Origin of the sequence: Christiangramia crocea, assembly GCF_022410465.1 — a bacterium.
Classification (GTDB): Bacteria; Bacteroidota; Bacteroidia; order Flavobacteriales; family Flavobacteriaceae; genus Christiangramia; species Christiangramia crocea.
In genome coordinates, this window is record NZ_JAJSON010000025.1 from 162,024 (window position 1) to 187,632 (window position 25,609).

The following is a 25,609-nucleotide window of genomic DNA, read 5'->3' on the forward strand; positions in this document are numbered from 1 at the left end:
TTTTATAAAAAACGATCCATTAGCCTATTGAATTTATAGGAATTAATCCAGTTTTGCTCTTCTGTTTCTTCCGCCATTTTTTGAATTCGCTTCAAAAATTCATAAGAGATTCCTTTTTCTGTCACAAAATTTACGGCCTGCTCATAAGATTTGAACATGCTCTTCTGAAATGCTTCAGTGAGATTCTCTTTATCCCTGGCAAAAGTCTGGGCTATTTCAATATTATAGAACATAACATCAGCCAGGGCATGAGGCTCCATTTCAAGCTTTAAAAAATGCTTGATAAGCTTTTGAGCTACCGACCTACGCTTTTTAGGCTTCCGGTTGCCCACGGGGAAATATTCTTTAGAAATTTTGAATTTAGCTTCCTTAACCAGCTTTTCTTCATTAGGATTGAAAACAAAATTATAATATACCCTAACATCATCAAAGCGCTCATACAAATCAAGGATCTGATCTTCCAGGTCTTCCTTTTTTAAGGATTTCACATATTTCTTAAAGGCCCGTTTACTCATTTTGATTGGTTTAATTTTTCTACTTTTTCCTGCAGTTTTTCAGAAATATCCAGCAACCATTCTAACTGACCGGTAATAAGGTGGGCTTCCTGAAGCCGTTGCCTGGTTTCTTTTGCTATATGTTTTTTCCCGGCCTCGATCTCCTTATCCCTTTCCTTCGCCAGATTATCAAATTTCTTACGAAGCGACTTCCCGGCTTTAGAGATTTCGGTATTCATATCCTTCATCAGCTTTCTTCCCTCCAGAATATTTATTGTGTTTTTTAGGTTGTTAGAGATCGTTATACTGTAAGTTTCGAAATCTGACGAAGCACTCGTGGTAGGATGTGTCCTGATATAAGTACCCATTGATGCCAAAGCCGAAAGGAATGTCTGATTTAATTCAACGATCTCGTAGACCAGACCCAGACTTTTTTGACGTGATTTTGGTTCCTGCGTCATCCGCTGGAAAGCACCACTTAAATTTCCCATTTCAAGGAATGCCTTTTTCCTGGTTAGTTTATAGGAGACCGGTAGTTTATCCTTCTTATGGTAATACCAGTCTATCTCAGAAAGGTAAGCGAGGTTCGCCTTCACTGAAGCCCCGATCACATTATTCATATTCTGCAATTCCCATTTAGGCCATAAAATAAAATTACCCAGAGCCGCCAGACCAGCTCCTACAAGTGTGTCAAGAATCCGGAATTGGATCACGTCAAGAACATCTGGTCTCAGCAAGGCATATATAAAAATGATACTCAGGGTAATGAAAATGGCCGCAGTGGTATAATTACGCTGGATCAGAGAAAACGCCAGGGTAAGTGACAGTAGCCCCAGAATACTATAAACTAAGGCATTCTGAGTAATGTAAACGATCGCAATTGCCAGTGCCCCTCCTATGAGTGTTCCAATAATACGCTTCCTGGTTCTTTCTTTTGTGAGACCATAGTTAGGTCTCATGATCACTACAATAGTAAGCAGAATCCAGTAGGAATTTTGTACAGAAAAATAAGAGCCAATCAGATATCCAATCAAAATAACAATCGATAATCTTAAAGAATGCCTGAAAATAGCTGAATCGAAATTGAAATTAGTAGCCAGAATCTTAAGACTGTAATCCTGATGAGTTAAAAATCTGCGTACTTCTTTTGTCTTATAGATCAGCTTTTTATTCTCCTCCAGATTTCTTAGTATACGATCTATATTGGTTAGCTTTTGCGCCTGTCTTGCCTGATAATCGAATAAATTTCTTAATAAAATCAAGGCCTCCCTTTTTTCCCGGACATCCACATTATCCCGCAGTTCCTGAAATATTTCTTTTGTTGAGTTTAAATAATCAGGAATAAGGTTCTCAGGCAACCTTGTGTTTCTATGAAGGGCAAATGCAATATTCTCCAGCTGTTCTGCCATTTTCAGAGTGAAGTGAATAAAAACATCCAGTTCTTCTCTGTTATCCTGAAGAGCCACCTTCATCTTTTCATATTCAATAGGGTTTGCCATGGCTAGTTCCAGAATATCCACGAGATCTATAAAGATCAAAAGACGCCGCCGTATATAGCCGGAGTTTCCCGAAGACCGTCGTGAGCTTATCAAAATTTCGCGTAGGCTCTCATGGTGATCATTCAGTTCTCCCTGTTTAATGAGTATTTCCTTCTGAAGCTTTACTATATCCGCATCCTGGTTCAGTAGCCGGGACCTTAATCTTAAATATTCAGCAGTTAATTCCATAGTTTCAGCGAGCAATTGTTCAGTAGCCCGCTGTGGTCTTATAAAATACCAGATTAAACTTACTGACAAATACCAGAGTCCGCCAGCCCCGATTAACAATGCTTTTTGCCAGATTTCGATTCCGGTAGAAATATTAGCAAAACTTAAGACTACAGCTAAGAGTCCCGCAAATGTGACCAAAGAGGCCCTGAAGCCATAAACCGACAAATATGAAACTCCAAACATCATTACCAGTAGCATAGGGATCACCGTCCAGATTGTCTTACTCGTATAGCCTGCTATTAAAAAGGAAAGACTTCCCAGTAAAGCCGCGAAAAGAATACCAAAAACCTTATGCTTAAAACTTCCTGAAACATCACTGGGAGAAGATAAAAGGCATCCCATGGCCAGACTTATTCCTATTTCCAGTTTTCCGTTTACTGAAAAGACAGCTATAGGCAATACGATAGCAATGGTTAATACTATGGCTTTTGAAAAGTCGGTGCTTCTCAGGAATTTCCTAAAATCATTCTGGTATTGCCTAAGTTTTCCGGTCAAATCAGTTCAGTTTAATTCATGAAAATAAAGGATTAGCTCCAATAAGCCTTTAGATTTATTCAAATATCAGGATTTAAGGAGAAATTGGCATATGATATTTGTAGAATGGTCTATTCCTGAGTAATTTCAAAAGAAAATTTAGAAAAATGAATCAGCAGATCGTACTCAAGAACAGACCGGAAGGAAAACCTTCTGAAAATGACTTTGAAATACAGGAAATTGAAACCGGAGAAATCAAAGCTGGAGAAATTCTTCTGGAAAGCAAATATATTTCTGTAGACCCCTATTTAAGAGGAAGAATGCGGGACGAGGAGTCTTATATTGAACCTTTTAAGCTGGGTAAACCCATTGAATCTATGATTGTTGCCGAAATAGTAGAATCCAAAAATCCCAATTTCTCGATAGGTGAGCATGTTATTGGAATGTTAGACTGGAAAAAACAACAGATACATACCGGCGAAGACCTTAGAAAACTTGATAAATCCCTTGCTCCCCTTTCGGCCTATCTGGGAGTTCTTGGCCTTACCGGAGTTACAGCCTTTCTGGCCCTTGATAAAATAGGTAACTTAAAATCAGGGGAAACTCTACTGGTTTCGGGAGCTGCAGGCGCAGTAGGAAGTATTGCCGGACAGATCGGAAAAATAAAAAACTGCCGGGTTGTAGGAATTGCAGGTTCTGATGAAAAAACAGAACATATTAAGGAAAAGTTCGGTTTCGATGCAGGTATCAATTATAAAACCACAGCCAATATTACCAAAGCTATAGAGAATGCTTGTCCTGACGGTGTAGATGTATACTTCGATAATGTGGGTGGAGAAATCCTGAATGCAGCACTTCAAAATATAAATAAAGCCGCAAGAATCATCTGTTGTGGTGCTATCTCCATCTATAATTCAACCGAAGTTCCTACCGGCCCCAGACCGGAAGGGATCTTAATTAAAAAATCGGCTGTAATGCAGGGTTTTCTGGTTAGAGACCATATTCAGGATTTTCAAAGAGCTATTGAGGGACTGGCAGGTTGGTTAAAGTCAGGTAAAATAACTTATGATGAAACCATTATTGAAGGTTTCGAGAATACCCCTAAAGCCTTTATACAACTTTTTGAAGGTCGTAATACTGGCAAGATGCTGGTTAAAATTTAAACAAAAAGAGGTCCGGATATTTGCCGGACCTCTTAATTGAATTCTATAATACTGATTCTGAAAAATCTTCCGCCTGAAGGGGTTAAATAATCAGAATTTGAAAGGTATTTACTTCTTTGGTGGCCTGGAAGGTCTCACTTCAATTTTACTTGGTAATGTACGTGGATTCATTTTAAGAAGATCTCCCACAAGTTCTCCGATATCTTCAATTTGAATCTTCCATGCATCTTCTTCGGAAGGTTCATTATCGTTAAAATAAGTAGCTACGGAACCAGGCATAATGGTACTTACCTTCACTCCCTTATCCCTGAGATCAAGCATTACTGCCTGTGTGAAACCGGTTAACCCAAATTTACTGGCATTATAAGCTGCACCCCCAGCGAAGAAATTTGTTCCTGCCAGACTGGAAATAGTGATGATATATCCTTCAGACTCTTTTAGAGCATCAACACAGGCTTTTATACTGTAAAATACACCGGTAAGATTGGTGTCTATGGTCTCTTTCCACTGATCTACTGTAAGATCTTCAACAGAACCAAAATTACCAATTCCCGCATTTGCAATAAGTACATCAAGTCTATTCCATTTATCAAGCAGTTGATTCACCGCTTTTTTCTGACTTTCAAAATTCCTGACATCGGCTTCAAGCCCAATGATCTCTCCATAATTGGAAAGTTTATCAGCTGCTTTCTCGGCTGCAGAAAGCGATCTGCTGGTCACTGCTACCTTATAGCCCATTTGCAATAAAGTTTTTGCAACGCCGTAACCTATACCTTTACTTCCTCCGGTTACGAGAGCCGTCTTATCTTCTTTACTCATAAAATTATTTATTTTGATTCCTAAAGCTACTAAAGCCACTTATAGTCCTGAAATTAAAAGGTCTAAGATTGTGTTAATTTTAAAGGTTAAATACTTTATAAAACCAGTCAAAAATCTTTTATAGAATCCTAAAAAAACTAACTTTGTCATCGTGAAAAATTAAGCTGTTCGTAATTGACTGTGAACATCAATGCTTACCTAATCTAACAGAGATATCTTGGAAAATATAAAAACACAGAAGTTATTAAATAAGATACAGCGTGACCTGATGCGCAATGGTATAATCATCAATACTCTTGTTGAAGATCTTAAGGATCTAAGGAAACTTGTTGTTGAAGAAAATATCCCTCTTCTCGCCAAAGTGATCAGGTTAACCTATGAACATATTGCGGAAAATGAAGACTTTTTAATTGCCATCCCTGAGGATGAACCATTAGAAGAAGGAGAAGAAGAAAGTGAGGTTGCTGAGGAAGTTACAGGACAGGAGAGCCTGGAATATATGTTTTCCCTGATGGCCGACCATTCGAATAAACTGAATGAAATGGAGCTTCGGGAGTACGTAAAGTCATTAAAAGAGCATGCCGGAGAAGACTATTAATTAAGTCACCTTTGATTTTCTACCCTACTGCAGCCGAAGGACTTCTAAAATTGCCATAAAAAGAACTTTAAATTAATGAAAGAGAAAGCGAAATCTAAAAAGAAGTCGCGAATCCGCTTGTTGCATCAATATTACCATTATACAGGCTTCTATTCCTTTGTATGGAAAAGTTTAAAAAAGGCTGTATTACCAATTGTAATCTTTGTTGGAGCATTATGGGCCATAGATCATTATCTTCTTGATATTGAAGAAATGCTCGTAACCATAACAGAGACCTATGCTCCGTTTGAAGTTCTGGGGATTTTCTTTTTATCTGAATCCCTTCTTGGGCTAGTGCCTCCCGAATTGTTCATAGCATGGGCAGGAAAGTCGGCAAGTCCTTTTATATATTTAACTCTTTTAGCTACCGCTTCTTATCTGGGTGGTATAGTTTCTTATTTTATGGGAGTTGGTATCACTAAAATTCCCGCGGTTCACCAGGCCATGGAATTAAAAATGGCCAAACATATTAAGAATACCAGGAAATGGGGCGGTTTCCTTATTGTAGTGGGTGCCTTATTACCCATTCCATTTGCAATGACTAGTATTGCAGCAGGCATTATCAGATTTCCTTTTTCCAGCTATCTTATCTTCGGAATGCTTAGATATGCCCGTTTCTATCTGTATTCTCTTGTAATTTTTGAAATGGTTTAACTGTTTCTTTCTGATTTTTTTAAACTTTTCATAAGGCTCAAGGTTTAGAGCCGTTTATATTCTATCTTGGATTGAGTATTGACCAATCAAAATTCCTTGTATGGATTCCAAAATCCAGAAAATGGCCCGTACCGGTTATATCGCGAAGGGAATTGTATATGCTATTACCGGTATCCTTTCATTATTGGCTACCCTTAATATGGGTGGTAAGCAGTCAGGAAAAACCGAGGTAATAGAATTTTTACAGAAACAGGCCTTTGGAAATGTGTTATTGGTACTGTTAGCCGTTGGTTTTCTATGTTATGTAGGTTGGAGATTTGTTCAAACGTTTATGGATCCTGAAAATATTGGTAGTGATGATAAGGGAATACTGAACCGAATAGGCTTTTTTATTAGTGGGCTTCTCTATCTTTCCCTTGCCGGTTTTACTATTAAAAAGCTAATCGATGCCGGATCATCGGATGGTGGTGAAATGACATTTGCAATTCTATCCGGCAAATTCGGAGTGTTCGTCTTTGTTGTTGCAGGACTTTCCTTCGCAGGAAAAAGCATCTACCAGTTCAGAAAAGCATTTTTAGGAAACTTTCTGAAAAAATTTAACTATAAATCGGTAAAAGACCATACGAGAAGAATCATCATTAAAAACACGGCATACCTTGGCGTTGTTTCCCGAGGGATTGTTTTTGGTGTACTGGGTTTTATCTTTCTTAAAGCGGCATATTACTCTAATACTACTGAAATTAAAGATACTAATGATGCCTTTTCTTTTTTAAACCACTCTTATGGCGCGTGGTTATTGGGTATAGTATCTGCCGGATTTATCTGTTATGGCATCTTTATGTTTGCAACGGCCAAATACAGAATTTTTAACGTTTAACTAATTAAAACCAATATATTATGTCTTTATTAACCATTATTTTAAATATCCTTTTACCACCACTGGCCGTATTTCTTAAACATGGCCTTGGAGTCACTTTTTTAATAAGCCTACTATTAACTGCATTGGGCTGGATACCGGGAGTTATCCATGCTTTCCTTGTAAATGGAACCAGATAAACATAATAAAAAAGACCGGATATTTTCCGGTCTTTTTCTTCTTCCTTTACTATTCAGGACTATTAATTATCTTCTTTCTCCTTCTTTTGAACCACCTTTTGCCATTTCCAGGCACTTTCAAGGGCTTCATCAAGAGACCTGCTGGCTTTCCAGTTAAGTTCCTCATTGGCTTTAGTAGTATCGGCGTAAGCCGCAGTGATATCCCCTTCCCTTCTTCCTACGATCTTATACGCTAATTTTTCTCCAGCAACCTTTTCAAAAGATTTTATAACCTCAAGAACCGAATTTCCTTTACCGGTCCCTAAATTGAAAACCTCATAATTCTCTTTTTCCTTTCCTTCCAGAAGCCTTTTCAAAGCATGAACATGAGCTTCTGCAAGATCCATTACATGAATATAATCCCTTATGGCAGTGCCATCCGGAGTGGGGTAATCATCTCCAAAAACAGATAATTCTTTACGCTTGCCTATTGCCGTTTGCGTAATGAAGGGTACCAGGTTTTGCGGGACTCCGATTGGCAATTCACCAATTTCAGCCGAAGGATGAGCTCCAATAGGATTAAAATAACGCAGTGAAATAGCCTTAAAGTCAGGTTTTGTCTTGCAGGTATCTAAAATAATCTCCTCTCCTATCTGTTTAGTGTTTCCATAAGGTGATTCTGCTTTTTTTACAGGCGCATCCTCGGTTATAGGTAATTCATCCGCCTGACCATATACCGTACAGGATGAACTGAAAATAAAGCTGGCATAATCTTTTTTGTATAATTCCTGAAGAAGGTATACCAAACTGGAAATATTGTTTTCATAATAAAGCAAAGGTTTATTCACACTCTCCCCCACGGCTTTAGATGCAGCAAAATGAATAATCCCATCTATATCAGTATATTTTTCAAAGAAATTCTTTACTAAAGATTTATCACGTAAATCAATATTATCAAATTGCGGGGTTATCCCTGTAATCTGAGTAATTCCTCCCAGAACATCTAAGGAAGAATTTGACAGATTATCTATAATAACAACTTCATATCCATCTTCCTGAAGTGCCACGACAGTGTGTGAACCTATGAAGCCAAGCCCACCTGTTACCAATACTTTTTTCTTGCTCATGATTTAATTTTTCAATCGCAAATTAATGAAAAAGGACCGATCCGGAAATTTTTATTAACGTATTTTTTACGTTTATTCAAATCCTAACTACTGTATGTCAAGTCGGTTTAATCATTATCTTTGAAGCAGATTTTTTTATATCATGCGAATAACAAAAAGCAAACGTTTCTTTAAGTGGATCAGCCTTTTGGAAGGCTTATCCTTTCTACTATTATTATTCATCGCAATGCCGTTGAAGTATCTCTTTGAAATGCCCGAAATGGTTTCCCATGTGGGAATGGCTCATGGCGTACTTTTCATTGCGTATATTGGAATGGCTGCTATATTGATAAGGCCAATGGAATGGAATTTAAAACAGACAGCCATAATAATGGGCTGCTCGCTGATTCCTTTTGGCCCCTTTTATGTTGAAAAGAAATATCTTTAATACATGAATATTGAAGAAGGATTAACAGACCTTATCTGTTTTTTTGAAGAATTCTTTATAGCCCACGGAATGAACGAGGAGCTGGCGGTGTACCTGAATCTCCTTATAAATCTGGTGGCACTTACCCTTATCGTTATTGGTCTTAATTACCTAATTAAGAACTTCATTATAGAGGCTTTTAAGGCCTTCACCAATAAGACTAAAACTACCCTGGATGATTTTCTGATAAAGAGTAATTTTCCGCGATATGTCGGGCGGTTTTTACCCTTGTTCGTAGTCTATAAAACCTTCCCCTTAATTTTCACCGATTTTCCGGAAGTACTGACTATTTTTTATAAACTCGTTGATATCTATGTAATTATCCTAATTGTCTGGATTTGCAGAAGTGTATTACGTTCTACCAGGAATTACCTTAAGACCAGAGAAGAGTTTAATGATAAACCCTTGGAAAGTTTCAGTCAGATCATCATGATCTTTATCTGGCTCATTGGCTTCATGTTCATATTTTCCCGGCTCTTTGATAGATCTGTACTGGGTTTTGCAATTTCCCTGGGTGCTGCTTCCGCAGTGATCTTATTGATTTTTAAAGACACCATCCTTGGTTTAGTGGCTTCTATCCAGGTTTCAGTGAACGACATCGTACGCATTGGAGACTGGATAACCTTTGAAAAATACGGGGCAGATGGTACGGTGACCGAGATCAACCTTGCCACCGTAAAAGTTCAGAATTGGGATAACACTTATACCACCATCCCTACTTATAGTTTAATTTCAGATTCTTTTCAGAACTGGCGGGGAATGCAGGAGTCTCCAGGAAGGCGTATCAAACGTTCAATCTTTATTAAACAGAACTCCGTAAGGTTCCTGAACAATGAGGATATTGAAAGGTTCAAAAGAATACGACTTATTGACTCCTACCTGGAAAATCGCCAGACAGAAATTGAAAAATTCAATGAAAGTAACAATGTAGATAAGACGCTCTTGATCAATGGCCGTAATCAAACAAATCTAGGAGTCTTTAGAAAATATATTGATTCCTATTTGCAGGAGCATTCCGCTATACACAAAGAAATGTATCTTATCGTAAGGCATCTGGCCCCTACTGTAAACGGGATCCCATTAGAGATACTCTGCTTCAGCCGGGATAAGCGCTGGGAAAATTTTGAATACATTTCAGCTGATATTTTTGACCATGTTATAGCAGCTGTACCTTATTTTGATCTTAAACTATTTGAATCTCCTTCAGGAGATGATGTTCGTAGTTTTCTTGAGAATATAGAGGAAGACTCTAAAAACACCTAATTCAATCAAACTATGAGCTTAAAAGCATTTCTTCAGGGCTTCGGTATTCTTGCTGTGGTAATCACTTTAGTGCCACTCATCGCTGCAGACTTTTGGTGGATCAGGATCTTTGACTATCCGCATATAGAACTCACTTTACTTACCCTTACCGCTATTGCCGCTTATTTCATCAGGTTCGAGATAAAGAACTGGCGGGACTATGCTTTTATGACGGTATTGCTGGCTTGTTTTGTCTATCAGTTTGCAAAATTATTCCCTTACACTCCTTTCTCGCCTCTGGAGGTAAATGAACCCACAGCCGAGGTAGATACCTCAACTGCTTTTAAGGTAGTTACTTTAAACGTGCTTCAGAAAAATGAAATAAGCGATTCTCTTATAGCGGAAATGAAAAGAGTTCAGCCTGATATTGCCGTTTTTACTGAAACCAATTCACGCTGGAAAAATACTATTAGTAAAGGGATTGGGAATGAGTACCCTTATAAGGTGGAAGTACCTCTGCCAAATACTTATGGAATGTTATTATACTCAAAATTTGAACTTATAAATCCTGAGGTGAAATTCCTTGTAGATGATAGTATTCCCTCAATACATTCTGAAATTCAATTAAGTTCCGGAGATAAGATACAACTACATGCGATCCATCCTACTCCACCCATGCCTCAGCATAATCCTTCTTCTTCAGACAGGGATGCTGAGATGATGAAAGTTGCCCTTGAAGCGAGGGATTCAAAACTCCCTGTACTTGTAATTGGTGACTTTAATGATGTACCATGGTCACAGACCGTAAGCTTATTCAAGAATGTTGGAGAACTCCTGGATGTGAGAACAGGCCGAAGTTTTTATAACACTTTTGATGCAGGAAGCTCCATTATGAGATGGCCACTTGACCATATTTTTGTTAGTGAGGAATTTCGCGTGAAAAAGATTGCTGCAGGGCCTAATATCGAATCTGATCATTTTCATTTTTATGCTGAACTTTTTCTTCAACCAGAATTAGCCGGAGAACAAAAACCTGATCCTGCTACCGAAGAGCAGTTAAAAAAAGCAAGGAAGCAAATAGACAAGGAACAGGAAGAAGACGCTGAGAAAGGTCAGAATCATTAAAATTTCTCAAGTACCGGTCTACTTGTTGGTCTTTTATGAATTCAAGACTGGTTCACGTTAGTTTTCAGGTTTCAAGTACATATTACCCTTACGAACCTATATTATCTCCTGTCTTTTAATCCTGACTCACATTTCAAGTTGAGAAGCAATATCAGCTTAACCAGATAATCCTAAATTTCCGATTTAATTTTAACGATGTCAAAAAAAAAATCCCTGAGAAAGAAATTTTCAATCTCAGGGATTATTATCCATTAACAAATAGTACTTCTATTTACTTGTCGAATTTCCTGATGTTTCGCCAATCAATTCGAGGTATCTTTTATAATTATACTGTGCAATTCTACGTCCCAGTTTTAAACCTTCAATATTATCAGCCTGGATATGATAGCCTCCCATAACTCTTGAAATTCCGGCCATTTCTCCCGTCTTGGTAAAGGTCGGAAATTTCAATACTACTTCTTCATCTACATTATCAGGTTCAGTAAGAGCTCCTGGAATTCTTTTTACTTCCTCACCAAATTCATCATCTCCGGTAAATAACCTCAAGGCTTCTGCACATCCTCCGCTTATCGTACTATGTCCTGAAACGTAACTTGGAAATGGAGGACAAAGAAAATTATCGGGGGAGTAAGGTCGCCATTCACTTCCTTTCATTTCAGTCATACCAACTCCCGGGCCACCCCAGCCTTTTATCATTTTATCTCCATAATATTCGTGAACTAATGCAAATGGTCTTGCAAAATCATAGAACATTTTAGAGTCCCAGCATGCAATAAAACCGTCCATAGCCACAGATTGAACATAAAAATACATTTTCACGTCTTCATCAAGGGTATGATTATCTCTTCTTGATACATCCTGTGAAAATTTAAGCCAGTGGCCTGCCTGCTGAACAGATTTTGGACCATCCCTCATAAATTCAACTAAAGCTTTATTCTCGGGAGTTAAATTAGCCTGTAAATCAACAACTTGTTTAACTTCTTCAGCGAGTTGATCAGATCCCATCTTAGGTGGAGGACCTGGGCGAAATTGATCAGCCTTTTTCAGAAGTAAAGGCTCTACATTTTGCCAGTATGGAGTTAAACAGCCGGGATCAAATTTTTCTCCTTCCTGATTAATGAAATATTTAGGCTGCCAGCGATTAATATCCACATTTTCATCAATATCATTTACAGGTTGATAGTGAGTATAATCGTAATATGGGACACCATTAGATCCTTCTACTTCTCCATACTGATTGGAACCATCATTCCTACGCTGATTTATAACCATCTTTGCGGCTAAATTGCCAATTCCTGCAGGAGTATTTTTATCTAAAGAATGATCATCCGGATCCAAACCAAGATCTATCATTTTTTTTCTGAACATGGTACTGTCTGAATAATAATATTCATTTAAAGCTCTGTAAGCCGCATAACTAACGGCTATCTCCTTATTGGTGAGAGTTCTTTCACTAGCAGGCCGACGTTCAACATCATTTAAATAAACCGGACTTGCTTTATCATCGTAGCGGGTCCATGCGTCGTACATAGAAGTGAAAATCAAACCCAGAAATCTCGAGGTAATAGTTGGTCTTGGATTATATCTATCGGTGTCGTAAGCAGTTCCTTCCAATGCAAGATAGGCCCATTGATAGGCAATATTATCGCTGCCCATCGGCTCCGTTAAATTTTTATCGTCAAATTCCTTTATAGCAGATTCTTGTGCATTACTTTTGACGTTAGCCAGCATTAAAAAGAAAATGGATAAGCAAAATAATTTAAATTTCATATGGTTTGATTTTGTTTATTCAATACTATCGATTTAAAAAGTTAAAAAACTATTAATTTTACGAATTGAGTATATTGGTTGACGAAAACATAGTCCTATTTGATAAGTTATGAAGTGCCTCATTGTAGATGATGATCCCTTAATATGCGATTTGCTCGAACATTTTTGCAATAAAGTAGAGCAGATAGAAAGTGTAACTACCGCCAGTAGTGGTTTTGAGACCATCAATCTATTAAATAGTACTCATTTTGATCTTATTTTCCTGGACTACGATTTACCCGATATAAACGGGAAGGATATTCTGAATGTTCTTAATCCTGATACCTCGGTAATCATGGTGACATCCAATAAAGATTTTGGTTCTGATTCGTATAACTATGAACAGGTTATTGATTTTTTGGTTAAACCAGTTGATTTTGCTCGTTTCTATAAAGGTTTCCAGAAAGCACTTGTCCTCAGAGAAAAAGAAAATACTATTCAAAAAAGCCGGATTTTTGTAAAAGACGGCAGTAAACTGGTAAAAATAAATCTTGAGGAAGTGCGATATTTAAAATCTGAAGGGAATTATATCTCCTTAGTTCTTAAGGATAAAAAGATATTAACTCTTATGACTTTAAAGGAACTGGAGCCAAAACTGCCCAATTATTTTCAGAAAGTGCATCGTTCCTATATGGTTAATTTGAACAAAATTGATTTTATAGATAATGACGGACTGGAAATCGAGAAAAAACATATTCCGGTAAGTAAGAGCTATGAAAAAGAACTTCTTAAGAAGATAGAACTTTTAAATTAAAATTCCTTTCATTTCTAAAGCAACACATATAAAAAGCAAAAAGTGAACGGATACCTTTGAGCTTTTTCTGATTCAAATTTGAAATATTCACTGGCAACAACTTCTCAAGCTCCATTAATTTCAAGTTGTTTACATGGGTAATTAACTTGTGATTTATTGCCTTCCACTCTTTCTGATCCTGTTTTTCATGCGCATTAAAAATTCTATCCAGGTAGGTTATAAATTCATCATGAAGAAGATTCAGCACTTTATTTACTTTTTCACGGTCATTGTCATAATTTGAATAAAGGTTGGCGAAATCCGGTTTTTTATATTCATTCTCTGCCAATACCTGATAAACATAATCTTTAAAAAAATCTATATCATATGGCTTCTGAAAATAAACTAACTGGTCAAAATAAAATTCTCCAGGTTCAAGAGCAGAGGTAATAATTATCGGACATTTCAATTTCCCTGAATCATACCACTGCACTATTTGAGTTTTCAGGTTTTCTTCTTTTAGCATTAAATCACTAATCAAAAGATCTGGTGATTCATTATCTAAAAACCTCAGGACTTCCTTTTTCGAAGCTAACTGAATTAAATTGATGTCCTCATTATCTAATAAATGTTTTACCATTTCAATGGTTGGCAGATCATCTTCTATATAAAGAATGTTATAAGATTTATTCAAATTCGGGATTATTTGATCGTCTTCGCTCTCTTCCTTAAGCACATGATGGTCAGGGCTGGCTTCAATCGGAATTTTGAGGAAAAACTCAGATCCAACACCTTTCTCAGATTTTGCCTTTATCTCGCCTCCAAAAAGTCCGGTAAGTTGTCTAACAATTGAAAGTCCGAGTCCATACCCCTCATTTCTAAAAGAGAAATCTTCATTTTCCCTAAAAAACCTATCGTTAATTCTATGAATATTTTCCTCTTCTATACCAACGCCTGTATCTTTGATTCTAATCTGAAGATAAATTTTTTCTTCTTTTTCAATTTTTTCTGCATACAGGCTTATCCCGCCTTTTCTGGTATACTTGATTGAATTCACTACCAGGTTAGTCACAATCTGGGACAACCGTAAAGGATCTGTATTAAAGCGTACATTCTTTAATTCTTCACTTATATTCAAATTAAACTTCAAACCTTTTTTAGCTGCCTCGAACTGATAGTTAGAATAAATATCATGAAGTAATTTTGAGATATCAACGGGCTGATATGCAATTTGAAGTCTTCCTTCCACAAGCTTCTGGTGATCAAGAACGTCATATACCAGCCCCGCAAGGTTATTAGCACTCTTTTCAAGGGCTTTTATAATAGGGAGCTGTGATTGGGAAGGTTTTTGTTTATAAAGGATCTGAGTAAGGCCCAGAATAGTGTTGAGCGGAGTTCTCATTTCATGACTCATATTTTGCAGAAACTCATCTCTCTGTTCTTTCGCCTGTTTCTCCTTTTTAAGTGAAAGATTAAGCTCCTTCACATTCTTATCTATCCTCTTTTTCATTTTGGTAAAAGCGCTGGCCAGAACGCCAATTTCATCCTTCCTGTTCAAAGGCAGTACGATATCTGTATCAATACCTTTGTCATAATTGCTAATAGCGCTTGTGATCTGCTGGATTTTTCTGGAAAAAAAACTGGTGAATATGAGCGAAATAATAAGAGAAAAAAGACATACTACAAACAGGGTGCGCAAGCTGTAAGATCTCACCATGAGTGCACTTTTCATTAGTGCCTCCTGTTCTATGGCAGAAACAAGGTATATTTTTCTACTGCCGTTAAAATATTCAAGTTCCTTTATGAACGAGAGGAAGGTTTTATCATTTTTATGAAAGGATTCAAATTGTTGATCATGAGTATAAATCTCTTGATCTTTCATGTCAATATCTGAAAAGAAATTAGCAATATTCCCTTTTTGACTTGCGAATTGTACTGTTTTATCGGGAGAATATAAGTATTCTCCATTGGCATCAATAAGGTAGAATTCTGAATTATTACCGGAAATTTGTTCGAAATCCTCATATAGCTTACTCATCTCCACATTTATCACCAGGACTCCCAGGATTTGTTCCTCATTATTAAAAATGGGACTTGCAGCCCTTAATGTAGGAGTGAATGGCTCACTTATAACCCCATATTCTTCATTAAGATTAATTTGAGAGAAATAATATTCACCGGGGCCTAATTCCAGGGTTTTTTGAAAATATTCCCTGTCTCCTTTTTCCTGAAGGCTGTCAGATTTATATATGCCATTCTCCTTCCTTTCGTATCGGACAATTTCCTTACCATTTTCTTCTACCCCTATCCATCTTATCTGGAAATACGAAGGTTTATTCTGAAGAGTAATATAGAACAATTCATTAACTGCAACCCGGGAATCGTCAGAGGGATCTTCTACGAATTCCTTCAAAGTAGGACTGTTAGCAATTACTGCAATGTCATTAGAAACTTCACCCAGTAAAGAATAAAAGGATTGTTCTGCCATTTCAGAAGCATGCCTTATCCTATCCCTGGAATAATCTACAATTACGCCCGAAGCCTTATTAAAGACAATGTAACCGGAAAGCAGAATGGAGAAAATGATAAGAGCCGTAAAGAATAAAGCGAAACGGGTTATTATGGAGTGTCTAAATTTCAACTTTGGCTTATATGGTATATTCCGCCAATTTAAGAATTATAAAGAATCTGGAAGCAAAGCAAAGGGAAGAAGACCAGATCACCAGTAAAGGTGAAAAATTTATTTCAATCTGTCCTTCACGAATTCAACCTTTTTTTTCCCATGGGGCCTGGGTTTTCCATTTTCATCCAGAGCCACCATAACGATCCTTTCTATAGTTATTATACTTTCTCTTGTCATTTTATTTCTCACCTCACATTTCAATGTGAGAGAAGCAGTACCAAACTTAACCACTTCAATTCCAATTTCCACGATGTCGCCCTGATGAGCTGAACTTTTGAAATCAATCTCACTCATATATTTTGTGACTGTCTTGGGATTCTCCAGCTGAACAATACTATATAAAGCACATTCTTCATCTATCCATTCAAGAAGCCGGCCTCCAAACAAGGTTCCATTCGGGTTAAGGTCTTCAGGTTTTATCCATTTTCTGGTGTGAAATCTCATTTTTTATTTTTAAAATTAAAGAGAAAAACTGAGGAATTAAAGGGCTTATCATAGATTTATCAGATTCTGAAAAAGACAATTAAAATCTGGTGATTTAAAAACTGATAAATGAATTTTTAGGAATCCGGAAATTATAAAAACTGCTGAGCTACGTTGATGATCTCATCATGATCAAAAGCCAGGTCCATATTGTGTAATTCTTCAATCGCAAACCACCTGGCATCTTTAGCGTCATCTGCCGGTGTTAATTCTTCCTCACAGAAAATACGGCTTAGAAAGGCGATGGAAATAGTATGTCCTCTTGGATCCCGGCCAGGTTTACCAAAGGCCTGTACTTGTTGCATTGCTTCTATTTTTACACCCGTCTCTTCTTTAAGCTCACGTTTAGCCGCGGTTTCAAGGTCTTCCCCTTCCTCTACAAAACCACCCGGCAAAGCCCATTGTTCTTTAAAAGGATCCTTTTTCCTTTGAATTAATAAGACTTTAAACCGGTTATTTGTTTTACAAAAAATTACACTATCTACAGTTACTGCTATATTTTTTTCTGCCATTTCAATTCAATGTTTTTGGAATTATTAAATCGGTATTAAACCTTTTATTGAACTTTTCAATAAAATACGCCGAAAGAAGCGGTGAGGCTTCTTCAACATTTTGATGTACAAAGAAATATACGTTTTTTAATCCTAATTTATGCCATTCTTGCAGACGATCTAACCAATCACCCAGTCTGGTATAATCACTTTCATCATTAGCGCCGTTATACCGAATAAAAGCTGAATCTGTAGTGAGCCTCATATGCAATAGATCCCGCCTGCCTGCCGAATCGGTAATGATATGAGTAATATTATATTTCTTCATAAGTTCATTTAATTCGTCTGCCGCACTATCATCCTTATACCAGTCTTTATGCCTGAATTCCGCAGACAATGGGATCTCCTGGGGCCAGTGTTTGAAGAATGTCTCTACCCTGTCCATATTTTTTGGTCCAAAATCATCTCTTAGCTGAAGATAGCTCATTCCAAGTTTCTCTTTTAGCGGCAGTAAGTTTGTGACAAAATCATCGGTTAATCTTTCCGTTTCATTAAGTCTTTTAATGTGGCTGATTATCCTTGGTACCTTTGGGAAGAATTTGAAATCACCTTTAGCCCTTTCTTCCCATTTAGCGAACTGTTCAGAAGGAAACATCCTGTAAAAGGATGCATTAAATTCTATTGAATTGAACTGGGTTGAATAATACTGAAGTTCATCTTTTGTGCCGCGTGGGTAAAAGTTCTTAAGATCGGTCCTGTTCCACTTGGCGCAACCAACCCTAACATCATTAAACACAGACTTTTTAAATTGTTTCAAAACCTCTTTGGTCTGTTCTTGTGTAATCGGTAAAGTGAAATCTATATCGCCGGGATTAGCTACTTTTCCAAATTTCATAAATTCCAAAAATTATCTGTTACAAATTTGAAGTTATGACTACTAATAGTTCAAGGTAAAAATTTTACCTAACTATAAACTTTAAAAACTACAGAAAATGAAAATCTTTAAAACATTTTTCCTTTTACTTTTCATCTGTTCAGGTTTAAATGCTCAAACAGCTGATGAAATTATTCAGAGTTATTTTGATAACACAGGAGGATATGAGAACTGGGGTAACCTGGAAGGGGTTAAAATGACAGGAGTTGCTAAAACACAGGGAATGGATATTCCGGTTGAGATTTATCAGCTTGAAGGTGGAGAACAATTAATCAAGATTGATGTTCAGGGACAACAGTTAACACAACTTGCTTTTGATGGAGAAACCGCATGGACTACTAATTTTATGACCATGAAGCCGGAGAAAAGTGATAGTGAAACCACAGAAAACATAAAAAGACAGTCTAAGGATTTTCCTTCACCATTTTATAATTATAAAGAAAAAGGTTACGAGGTTGAAATGATGGGAACAGAAACCATGGAAGGAACTGAAGTATATAAAATTAAATTAACTCAGCAACCGGTTTTGGTGAATGGAAAGGAAGAACCTAACGTTACTTATTACTTTTTTGATACCGAAAACAATGTGATTATTGCTTCTGAAAGTGAAATTAAAATGGGACCTATGAAGGGACAAACTAATAAATCTACCCTAAGTGGATACCAGGAAGTAGATGGCCTTTATTTCCCATTTGATCTAACAATGATGGGTAGTTCCATAAGTATCGAAGAAATTCAGTTGAATCCTGAAATTGATGATGATATGTTTGAATTTCCTGAGGTTGAAGATGAGAAAGAAGCAGATGACCAAAATAAGAACTAATAAGTAAGCAATAAATCAAAATCCTTTCGCTAACCGGAAGGATTTTTTTAATACCAACTAAAATGAAACAGATTTTATTGTTTTTAGTGCTTTTCTCAGTGATTACTCAGGCTCAGGAAAGCAATCAAATTATCGGAAAAGAGATTTTTGGAGATATAGAAGCTCGACAAATTGGACCGGCTGTGATGAGTGGCCGAATAACTGACATTGAAAACCATCCGACTAATAAAAATATTATTTACGTAGGCGCTGCCGGTGGTGGAGTTTGGAAATCCCAGGACGGAGGCGTGACTTTTAACTCTATTTTTGATGATCATGCGCAATCAATTGGCGCTATTGAAATAGATCCAAATAACCCGGATAAGATCATTTGGGTTGGAACCGGAGAAACCTGGACAAGAAATTCAGTCTCTATTGGAGACGGGCTTTATAGATCAACTGATGGAGGTACCAACTGGACTAAGGTTGGATTTGAAGAAAGTGAACGAATAGCAGCCATTCAGGTAAACCCTGAGAATTCAGATGAAGTATATGTCGCCTCTCTGGGTCCTCTCTGGGGGGACGGTGATCAAAGAGGTATCTATAAGACTACAGATGGAGGTGAAAACTGGGAAAAGCTGCTGTATATTGATGAAACTACCGGTGCCAGTGAACTTGTAATGCATCCGGAAAATCCGGAAATCATGTACGCAGCATTCTGGCAGTTCCGAAGAACTCCGTGGAGCTTTAGTTCAGGAGGACCCAATAGCGGTCTTTATAAGACTACAGATGGAGGTGAAAACTGGGAAAAAATCCACAAGGGTTTTCCCGAAGGTGATCTGGGTAGAATTGCAGTTGCCATTGCTCCCAGTAATCCTGAGATCGTATACGCGGTATTGGAGACAGAAGATAAGAACAAAAGCGGTCTTTGGAAATCCACTGATGGAGGTAAGAACTGGGAGCATTTGAATAATGATTTCGGACTTACGGTTAGACCTTTTTATTTTTCAAGAATTACTGTAGATCCAAGGAATCCGGATATTGTAGTAAAAGGTGGATTGAACGGTTCTATATCCCGTGATGGAGGTAAGACCTTCAAAAACCTTGGATATATGCACAGTGATATCCACGATATCACATTTCATAACAATGATTCTGATATCATGTATGCCGCTACAGATGGCGGACTATACCGTAGCTGGAATGGCGGTACTACCTTCGAAATCGTGGAAGACCTGCCGGTATCTCAGTTTTATCATGTGAGCGTGGATAATGACGAACCTTATAATGTCTATGGTGGACTCCAGGATAACAACTCCTGGTACGGACCTTCCTCAGCTCCTGGCGGGATTAAAGCAAAAAACTGGAATCCCATTGGTGCAGGTGATGGTTTCAGAGTTTTAAAACACCCAACAAAGAATATCATCTATTCTGAAATGCAGGGTGCTGATAATGTATGGCGTTACCATGTTGAAAGCAATCGTGTAAAAACCATTCAGCCTTTACCACAGGATAGTAAAACAGAATTAAGATTCAACTGGAATGCACCTATTGCCATTAGTGATCATGCACCGGACAGACTATATATAGGAAGTCAGTTTCTACATAAGTCTGAAGATATGGGAGATACCTGGGAAATTATTTCTCCAGATCTAACTACAAATGATCCGGCTAAGCAGGATCAGTCAAAATCTGGCGGCTTATCTATGGATAATTCCGGAGCTGAAAATCATACCACTATTTTCAGTATTGCTGAATCACCTCTTGATCAAAATATTATCTGGGTAGGTACAGATGACGGAAATATTCAACTTACCACAGATGGAGGAAAAAGCTGGAATAATAAGATAAAGAATCTTCAGGGCGTCCCTGCTAATAGCTGGGTTTATCATATTGAGGCCAGTAGCCATGATAAGGCCACAGCTTATGTAGTTATTGAAGATCATAGCCGTGGAAATATGAAACCTTATGTATATAAAACCACTGATTATGGTAATAGCTGGACATCACTGGTTACCGATAATATTGAAGGATTTGCGAGAAATATCCAGGAAGATTTTGTTAATCCCGATCTGCTATTTTTAGGTACTGAATTTGGATTATATATATCTATAAATGGCGGAAAAAACTGGGCGAAATTTGAAAATAATATGCCAGCTGTTGCAGTTCATTATATGGATATTCAGAAAAGAGAGAATGATCTGGTAATGGGTACTCATGGTCGCGGTATTATAATTATTGATGACATTACGCCATTACGGGAGCTTTCTCCTGAAATTCTGGAAAAGGATGTTCACTTTTTTGAAACAGAACCTACAGTTATGGTGGAAGAAAGTGGTTTCTCTTCAAGTTTTGGCACCGAAACACAATTTGCAGGACCCAATCCCAGTAAAGCTCTAAAGATTCCGTATTACCTCAAAAAGAGACATACCTTTGGTAAAATGACTATGGAAGTTCAGGATATGGAAGGTAATACTATTGCCGAACTTGCTCCAGGAAAATCAAAGGGGATCAATATCGTAACATGGAATTACACCTTGAATGTTCCAAAAATGGCTAAAGGAAAGACCCTTGATTTTGGTGGTTTTACCGCGCCTAGAGTGAAAGCCGGAAAATACAAAATCGTGCTTACAAAAGGTAAGGAAAGCTATTCAACCATTGTAGAGTTAAAATATGATGATAAAGCCATGGTAACGGCTGCAGAAAGAGCTGAGCAGGAAGATTATACAATGAGATTGTATAACATGATCGAAGATCTTGCCTATCTTGTTTATCAGGTGGACGAAAAGATCGGGCTGGCCCGGCAAGTTCTTGAAGATTACCCAAAGGCTGAAAAAGTTGCCAAAAGCTATCTCTCAGAGTTAGAAGCCTTAAAAAAAGATCTTGTAATTACTACCGGGGATAATTATGTAGCTTCTGCTGACCCTGAATTAAGGGAAAAAATGGCTGAATTATACAGTAATATTGCGAGCAATTATGGAAAGGTTGGAGTTTCGAGAAAAGCTAGCTATGATGTTATAGAATCTGAATTTAATAAGGCCCTGGAGCGTTTTGAAGAAATTGAGAAAAAAGAAGGTGAAAAGCTTTCTAAATTTATAAAACAGAATAATATTGAACCCAAAGAATTACAATCTAAAGAAGAATTCTTAGAGGATTAATTCCGGAAATAGAAATAAAAAAAGCCGTGTCTTCACACGGCTTTTTTTTATTTAATATATACAGTCTTTTTATTTACAAATTCCCTTATCCCGTCTTCAGAAAGTTCCCTGCCATATCCGGAAATTTTTGTACCTCCAAAAGGAAGCCGCGGGTCACTTTTCACAAGCTCATTGACAAAAACGGCACCATCTTCAAACTCGGGAACCAGTTTTTCGGCAAAGTCCATGTCTTCTGTAAAAATAGAGACACCCAATCCGAATTTAGATAAATTTACAAGGTCTACGGCCTCCTGATTCTTCTTAAAAGTAGTTACTCCAATTGCGGGTCCAAAGGTTTCTTCAGTGAACATTTTCATATCCGGTGTTACTCCGGTGAGAACGGTAGGCTCCAGATAGGCACGGTCTCTTTTTCCTCCAAGAATGATCTTCGCACCTTCCTTTACTGAGTCCTGAATCTGTTTTTCGAGATCCTCAGCCAGATCTTCACGGGCCAGAGTTCCTATAAAAGTATCTTCATCAAGAGGATCTCCACTTTTGAGCTCTCTTACCTGCCTTACGAATTCTTCCATAAAATCATCTGCAATACTCTCATGAAGTATGAGTCTTTTCCCAGCAATACAACTCTGCCCAGTATTTTGAAACCTGGCCATTACACAGGTCCTAACGCTTTCTTCAATATTAGCATCCTTAAACACTACAAGGGCGTTACTACCACCAAGTTCCAGTACCGACTTTTTGATCTCGTCTCCCGCAGTCGAGGCAACGGCAGCACCCGCCGGTTTACTTCCTGTGAGCGTCACTGCCTTCACTCTTTCATCACGAATAACACCCTCTATCTTACTGCTTCCCAGGACCAGATTCTGGAAACATCCATCAGGAAAACCTGCATTCTCAAAGACTTTCTGAATATTATTTGCAGATCTCATCACATTGCTGGCATGTTTTAGCACACCTATATTCCCTGCCATAAGAGCCGGAGCAGCAAATCTGAATACCTGCCAGAATGGATAATTCCAGGGCATTACTGCCAGTACCACTCCAATAGGCTCATAACTCACATAACTCTTAGCTGCATCGGTTTTAATCTTTTTGGAGGATAAATGTTTTTCTGCATTTTCTGCATAATATTCACATACCCAGGCACATTTTTCAATCTCCGAAATAGCCTGCTTAATAGGTTTTCCCATTTCCAGACTAATATCCCTGGCATATCCTTCCTTGTTCTTTTTCAGTTCGGCGGCCGCCTTTAGCATAAGTTCTGACCGTTCGTCAAAAGAGGTTCTTTTCCATTTCTTAAAACGCTTATCGGCCTTTTCCAATGCCTCATCTATTTCAGGTTTGGTCAATTCCTTGAATTTTTCAAGTACTTCACCCGTGTACGGATTTTTGGATTCAATCATAATCAAAAAAATCTTTAGCTTTTCTTTTAAATATAATAAGATGAAAAGTAGGATTACGGCCGATTAAGACATATTTAACTTGGTGAATGTTTATAACCGGTTTACAAGTATGAAAACGGCATAGTAAATGCAGTTCTTTAAATAGTTATATTTAAGAAACTTTACTTGCCATGAATCCGAGAGATATTAACCTAATGGAACTCAGACCTGAGATTCCTTCAGCAAGGATTACAGAAAACATGAGTTCAGATGAGAGGTTTCAGAATGAAACGCTTCGACCTGTAGCGAAACTACAGGATGATTTACTGGTGGCAGCTTTCCGGAATTATATCACCAAGCATAAAAATGCATTTTATGATCTTGATCTGGAGAAAAGGTTACTGTATATTGAAAATGCCATTCAAAAGGATATCAAATTCAGAAACAGTCTTAAGGGAATGATCATCGGGCAGTTTACCCTTCAGGAGTATGAAACCTATATCCGGAATTCTTCAGCCCTGAATAAACGAATGATGAATATTGTAAAAGAAAGGCTTCAGGCCAATATTCAGCTTTTAGAACGCGACCTGGCGTACTAAAAAACCTATCAGGATAGTAATGGTAAAGCTCATAAGGGTTCCTATGAGCACGTACTCGGTTTGCTTTCTGGCACCAGTTTCAGATTTATCGCTGAAACGCAGAATTGATTTTGCTGCGATCAAAAACCCTATTGCCGAAAAATTGAGGGTAAGTATAAAGGTTAGAACTAAAACCCTTTCAAAAATTCCAATATATCTGCCGGCAGCATCCAGACTGTTTCGCCTAAGATCATCTTCTACTTCGTTTTGCCATCTCTGGGTTGCTTTCCCTATAAGGAAACCGGCAGGAAAAATTATAACCAGATAACCTATGAGTATTGCCATTATGGTTTCCGAACTTAGCAGATCAGATAGATATGGGATTATACTCTGAAAATTAGATGTGATCCAGAGCCAGGCCAGGACTATCGCAAAGAGATGCAGAATCTGGTCTGATAAAAATATTTTCAGACTGTCCCGGTGGAACTGTAGTTTCCATAGGTCAGTAAAAAAGTGCGTGAAGCTTATAAAAACAGCCACATACCAGTACTCTATCCTCATCAGGAAAATAAGGGTAAGCACCCCGGCAATTATCGCATGCAGGTAAAGGAATTTAGATTTTGCTTTATGTCTTCGCTTGTGCTGAACCCATCTGGTAGGCTGTATCACAAAATCAGTGATCACATGGGCAAGCAATAATTGTAAGAGAATGAGTATACTATTTTCCATTAGAGAAATGTTCATTTATTACGTTCCTATAACGCTGTAACAAAACGTCGATTGCATCCCACCCCGCCGCTTTTTTTCTCTGGTTGACGGCAGACTGACTAATCCCCAGTTCAGTAGCAATTTCAGTTTCCTTGAATCCTTTCAAAAGATAATAAATTACTTCGGCAGATGCAGTACTCCATTTATCAGATATAGTATCAAAAAGTAAAAATGAGGTATCAAACTCTTCATTTATATTATCTGAAGGAGTCTTAAGCTTTAATTTGCGATTTTCTTTTTTGATTTCATCCAGGGTTCTCCCTGAAAACTGAAAAGCCTGACCATTGGATTCCAGAATTGAATCCCTTTGAAAGTCGTAGGTGCCAATACCAATTGCCAGTCTTAGATCGGCCACCCGTTTAAAGGCCTTATTGCTTTCACTATCATTAAGGTGCAGCCTGTTAATCGCCGTCTTTATTCGCAATGCAAAAAGCAGCGCTTCTTCAGGAGAATAAACTATCCCCTGAAAACTATCTCCCCTGTAGATCTTGAACTCAGAGTTGGGTTTAGTGAGCCGTTCCAGCTCCCTGAATTCCTTATTTAGGGTAGTAATGGTTTTCTCCAGCAATTCCTTTGGATAACTGGAAGAAGACAATAGATCGGCTGAAATAACTGCTATCATACTTCAAATATACAAAAATAAGTTTAAAACCTTATAAGTATACCTTATAAGTCTTAAGGCTTATTTAATATAAATATAAGCTTATAACCTTATTTAAAGTTTTCATATTAAATATTTCCTAAATCTTAGCTAAGCCGATAAAGCTTATTTAATTTTAGAATTCT

Annotated in this window: 24 protein-coding genes; 12 read left to right on the forward strand and 12 right to left on the reverse strand. The window is 37.6% G+C overall.

Annotated features, from left to right (window positions below; genetic code table 11):
• Positions 1–2: 2 nt before the first annotated feature.
• Both LU635_RS12375 and LU635_RS12380 read right to left on the reverse strand, forming a co-directional pair.
• Positions 3–515 carry a DUF6155 family protein gene (locus LU635_RS12375; RefSeq protein ID WP_240099692.1) on the reverse strand — a complete coding sequence of 171 codons (513 nt, stop codon included), beginning with the start codon at positions 513–515 and terminating at the stop codon, positions 3–5.
• Complete coding sequence (locus LU635_RS12380; RefSeq protein WP_240099694.1) at positions 512–2,758, reverse strand: FUSC family protein; 2,247 nt, start codon at positions 2,756–2,758, stop codon at positions 512–514. Before LU635_RS12380 ends, LU635_RS12375 begins: the two co-directional genes overlap by 4 nt.
• A gap of 146 nt (positions 2,759–2,904) precedes the next feature.
• On the opposite strand from LU635_RS12380, the gene LU635_RS12385 reads away from it, so the two are divergent.
• Positions 2,905–3,900, forward strand: coding sequence for an NADP-dependent oxidoreductase (locus LU635_RS12385; protein WP_240099696.1), 996 nt, complete (start codon positions 2,905–2,907; stop codon positions 3,898–3,900).
• Positions 3,901–4,008: 108 nt separating this feature from the next.
• Here LU635_RS12385 and LU635_RS12390 read toward each other — a convergent pair whose 3' ends face one another.
• Positions 4,009–4,719 carry an SDR family oxidoreductase gene (locus tag LU635_RS12390; protein ID WP_240099698.1) on the reverse strand — a complete coding sequence of 237 codons (711 nt, stop codon included), beginning with the start codon at positions 4,717–4,719 and terminating at the stop codon, positions 4,009–4,011.
• A 217-nt stretch (positions 4,720–4,936) separates the two neighbouring features.
• Here LU635_RS12390 and LU635_RS12395 point away from each other — a divergent pair, with 217 nt between their 5' ends.
• The 4 genes from LU635_RS12395 to LU635_RS12410 all read left to right on the forward strand — a co-directional run bounded on the left by LU635_RS12395 (position 4,937) and on the right by LU635_RS12410 (position 7,066).
• On the forward strand, positions 4,937–5,317 hold the full coding sequence (locus LU635_RS12395) for a hypothetical protein (RefSeq protein WP_240099700.1): 381 nt from the start codon (positions 4,937–4,939) through the stop codon (positions 5,315–5,317).
• Between the two features lie 75 nt (positions 5,318–5,392).
• Entirely contained in the window at positions 5,393–6,010 is a 618-nt protein-coding gene (locus tag LU635_RS12400) for a YqaA family protein (protein ID WP_240099702.1), read from the forward strand.
• 100 nt (positions 6,011–6,110) lie between these two features.
• Entirely contained in the window at positions 6,111–6,887 is a 777-nt protein-coding gene (locus LU635_RS12405; protein ID WP_240099704.1) for a DUF1206 domain-containing protein, read from the forward strand.
• A 20-nt stretch (positions 6,888–6,907) separates the two neighbouring features.
• The gene (locus tag LU635_RS12410; RefSeq protein WP_131395330.1) at positions 6,908–7,066 is read left to right on the forward strand and encodes a YqaE/Pmp3 family membrane protein; all 159 of its coding nucleotides are present in this window, start codon (positions 6,908–6,910) and stop codon (positions 7,064–7,066) included.
• A 62-nt stretch (positions 7,067–7,128) separates the two neighbouring features.
• Here LU635_RS12410 and galE read toward each other — a convergent pair whose 3' ends face one another.
• The gene (gene galE, locus LU635_RS12415; protein WP_240099706.1) at positions 7,129–8,172 is read right to left on the reverse strand and encodes a UDP-glucose 4-epimerase GalE; all 1,044 of its coding nucleotides are present in this window, start codon (positions 8,170–8,172) and stop codon (positions 7,129–7,131) included.
• Between the two features lie 142 nt (positions 8,173–8,314).
• On the opposite strand from galE, the gene LU635_RS12420 reads away from it, so the two are divergent.
• The 3 genes from LU635_RS12420 to LU635_RS12430 are packed head-to-tail and all read left to right on the forward strand — an operon-like array spanning position 8,315 to position 11,005.
• Positions 8,315–8,599, forward strand: coding sequence for a DUF3817 domain-containing protein (locus LU635_RS12420; protein WP_240099707.1), 285 nt, complete (start codon positions 8,315–8,317; stop codon positions 8,597–8,599).
• A gap of 3 nt (positions 8,600–8,602) precedes the next feature.
• Positions 8,603–9,901 carry a mechanosensitive ion channel family protein gene (locus LU635_RS12425; RefSeq protein ID WP_240099709.1) on the forward strand — a complete coding sequence of 433 codons (1,299 nt, stop codon included), beginning with the start codon at positions 8,603–8,605 and terminating at the stop codon, positions 9,899–9,901.
• Positions 9,902–9,913: 12 nt separating this feature from the next.
• Entirely contained in the window at positions 9,914–11,005 is a 1,092-nt protein-coding gene (locus tag LU635_RS12430; RefSeq protein ID WP_240099711.1) for an endonuclease/exonuclease/phosphatase family protein, read from the forward strand.
• Between the two features lie 267 nt (positions 11,006–11,272).
• On the opposite strand, the gene LU635_RS12435 is transcribed toward LU635_RS12430, so the two are convergent.
• Complete coding sequence (locus LU635_RS12435) at positions 11,273–12,775, reverse strand: vanadium-dependent haloperoxidase (protein WP_240099713.1); 1,503 nt, start codon at positions 12,773–12,775, stop codon at positions 11,273–11,275.
• A 109-nt stretch (positions 12,776–12,884) separates the two neighbouring features.
• Here LU635_RS12435 and LU635_RS12440 point away from each other — a divergent pair, with 109 nt between their 5' ends.
• A complete protein-coding gene (locus LU635_RS12440) occupies positions 12,885–13,568 on the forward strand; it encodes a LytR/AlgR family response regulator transcription factor (RefSeq protein WP_240099715.1) in 684 nt (227 codons plus the stop codon).
• Here LU635_RS12440 and LU635_RS12445 read toward each other — a convergent pair.
• The 4 genes from LU635_RS12445 to LU635_RS12460 form a co-directional block, all read right to left on the reverse strand.
• Positions 13,543–16,188, reverse strand: coding sequence for an ATP-binding protein (locus LU635_RS12445; RefSeq protein WP_240099717.1), 2,646 nt, complete (start codon positions 16,186–16,188; stop codon positions 13,543–13,545). The genes LU635_RS12440 and LU635_RS12445 overlap by 26 nt on opposite strands.
• Before the next feature lie 99 nt (positions 16,189–16,287).
• Positions 16,288–16,674 (reverse strand): acyl-CoA thioesterase, encoded by a 387-nt coding sequence (locus LU635_RS12450; protein WP_240099719.1) that lies wholly within the window; start codon positions 16,672–16,674, stop codon positions 16,288–16,290.
• 131 nt (positions 16,675–16,805) lie between these two features.
• Positions 16,806–17,225 (reverse strand): NUDIX domain-containing protein, encoded by a 420-nt coding sequence (locus LU635_RS12455; protein ID WP_240099720.1) that lies wholly within the window; start codon positions 17,223–17,225, stop codon positions 16,806–16,808.
• Between the two features lies 1 nt (position 17,226).
• Entirely contained in the window at positions 17,227–18,099 is an 873-nt protein-coding gene (locus LU635_RS12460; protein ID WP_240099722.1) for a DUF72 domain-containing protein, read from the reverse strand.
• Positions 18,100–18,196: 97 nt separating this feature from the next.
• Here LU635_RS12460 and LU635_RS12465 point away from each other — a divergent pair, with 97 nt between their 5' ends.
• Together LU635_RS12465 and LU635_RS12470 are read left to right on the forward strand one after the other, a co-directional pair.
• Positions 18,197–18,961 (forward strand): LolA-like protein, encoded by a 765-nt coding sequence (locus LU635_RS12465; protein ID WP_240099724.1) that lies wholly within the window; start codon positions 18,197–18,199, stop codon positions 18,959–18,961.
• A gap of 62 nt (positions 18,962–19,023) precedes the next feature.
• The gene (locus LU635_RS12470; RefSeq protein WP_240099726.1) at positions 19,024–22,098 is read left to right on the forward strand and encodes a WD40/YVTN/BNR-like repeat-containing protein; all 3,075 of its coding nucleotides are present in this window, start codon (positions 19,024–19,026) and stop codon (positions 22,096–22,098) included.
• A 47-nt stretch (positions 22,099–22,145) separates the two neighbouring features.
• Here LU635_RS12470 and LU635_RS12475 read toward each other — a convergent pair whose 3' ends face one another.
• The gene (locus LU635_RS12475; RefSeq protein WP_240099728.1) at positions 22,146–23,498 is read right to left on the reverse strand and encodes an NAD-dependent succinate-semialdehyde dehydrogenase; all 1,353 of its coding nucleotides are present in this window, start codon (positions 23,496–23,498) and stop codon (positions 22,146–22,148) included.
• Between the two features lie 170 nt (positions 23,499–23,668).
• Here LU635_RS12475 and LU635_RS12480 point away from each other — a divergent pair, with 170 nt between their 5' ends.
• Entirely contained in the window at positions 23,669–24,076 is a 408-nt protein-coding gene (locus LU635_RS12480) for a glyoxalase (RefSeq protein ID WP_240099730.1), read from the forward strand.
• Here the strand turns inward: LU635_RS12480 and LU635_RS12485 are convergent.
• Complete coding sequence (locus LU635_RS12485) at positions 24,053–24,784, reverse strand: DUF3307 domain-containing protein (protein WP_240099732.1); 732 nt, start codon at positions 24,782–24,784, stop codon at positions 24,053–24,055. The genes LU635_RS12480 and LU635_RS12485 overlap by 24 nt on opposite strands.
• Entirely contained in the window at positions 24,774–25,445 is a 672-nt protein-coding gene (locus LU635_RS12490; RefSeq protein WP_240099734.1) for a SatD family protein, read from the reverse strand. The genes LU635_RS12485 and LU635_RS12490 overlap by 11 nt, the downstream gene beginning before the upstream one ends.
• Between the last annotated feature and the right edge of the window lie 164 nt (positions 25,446–25,609).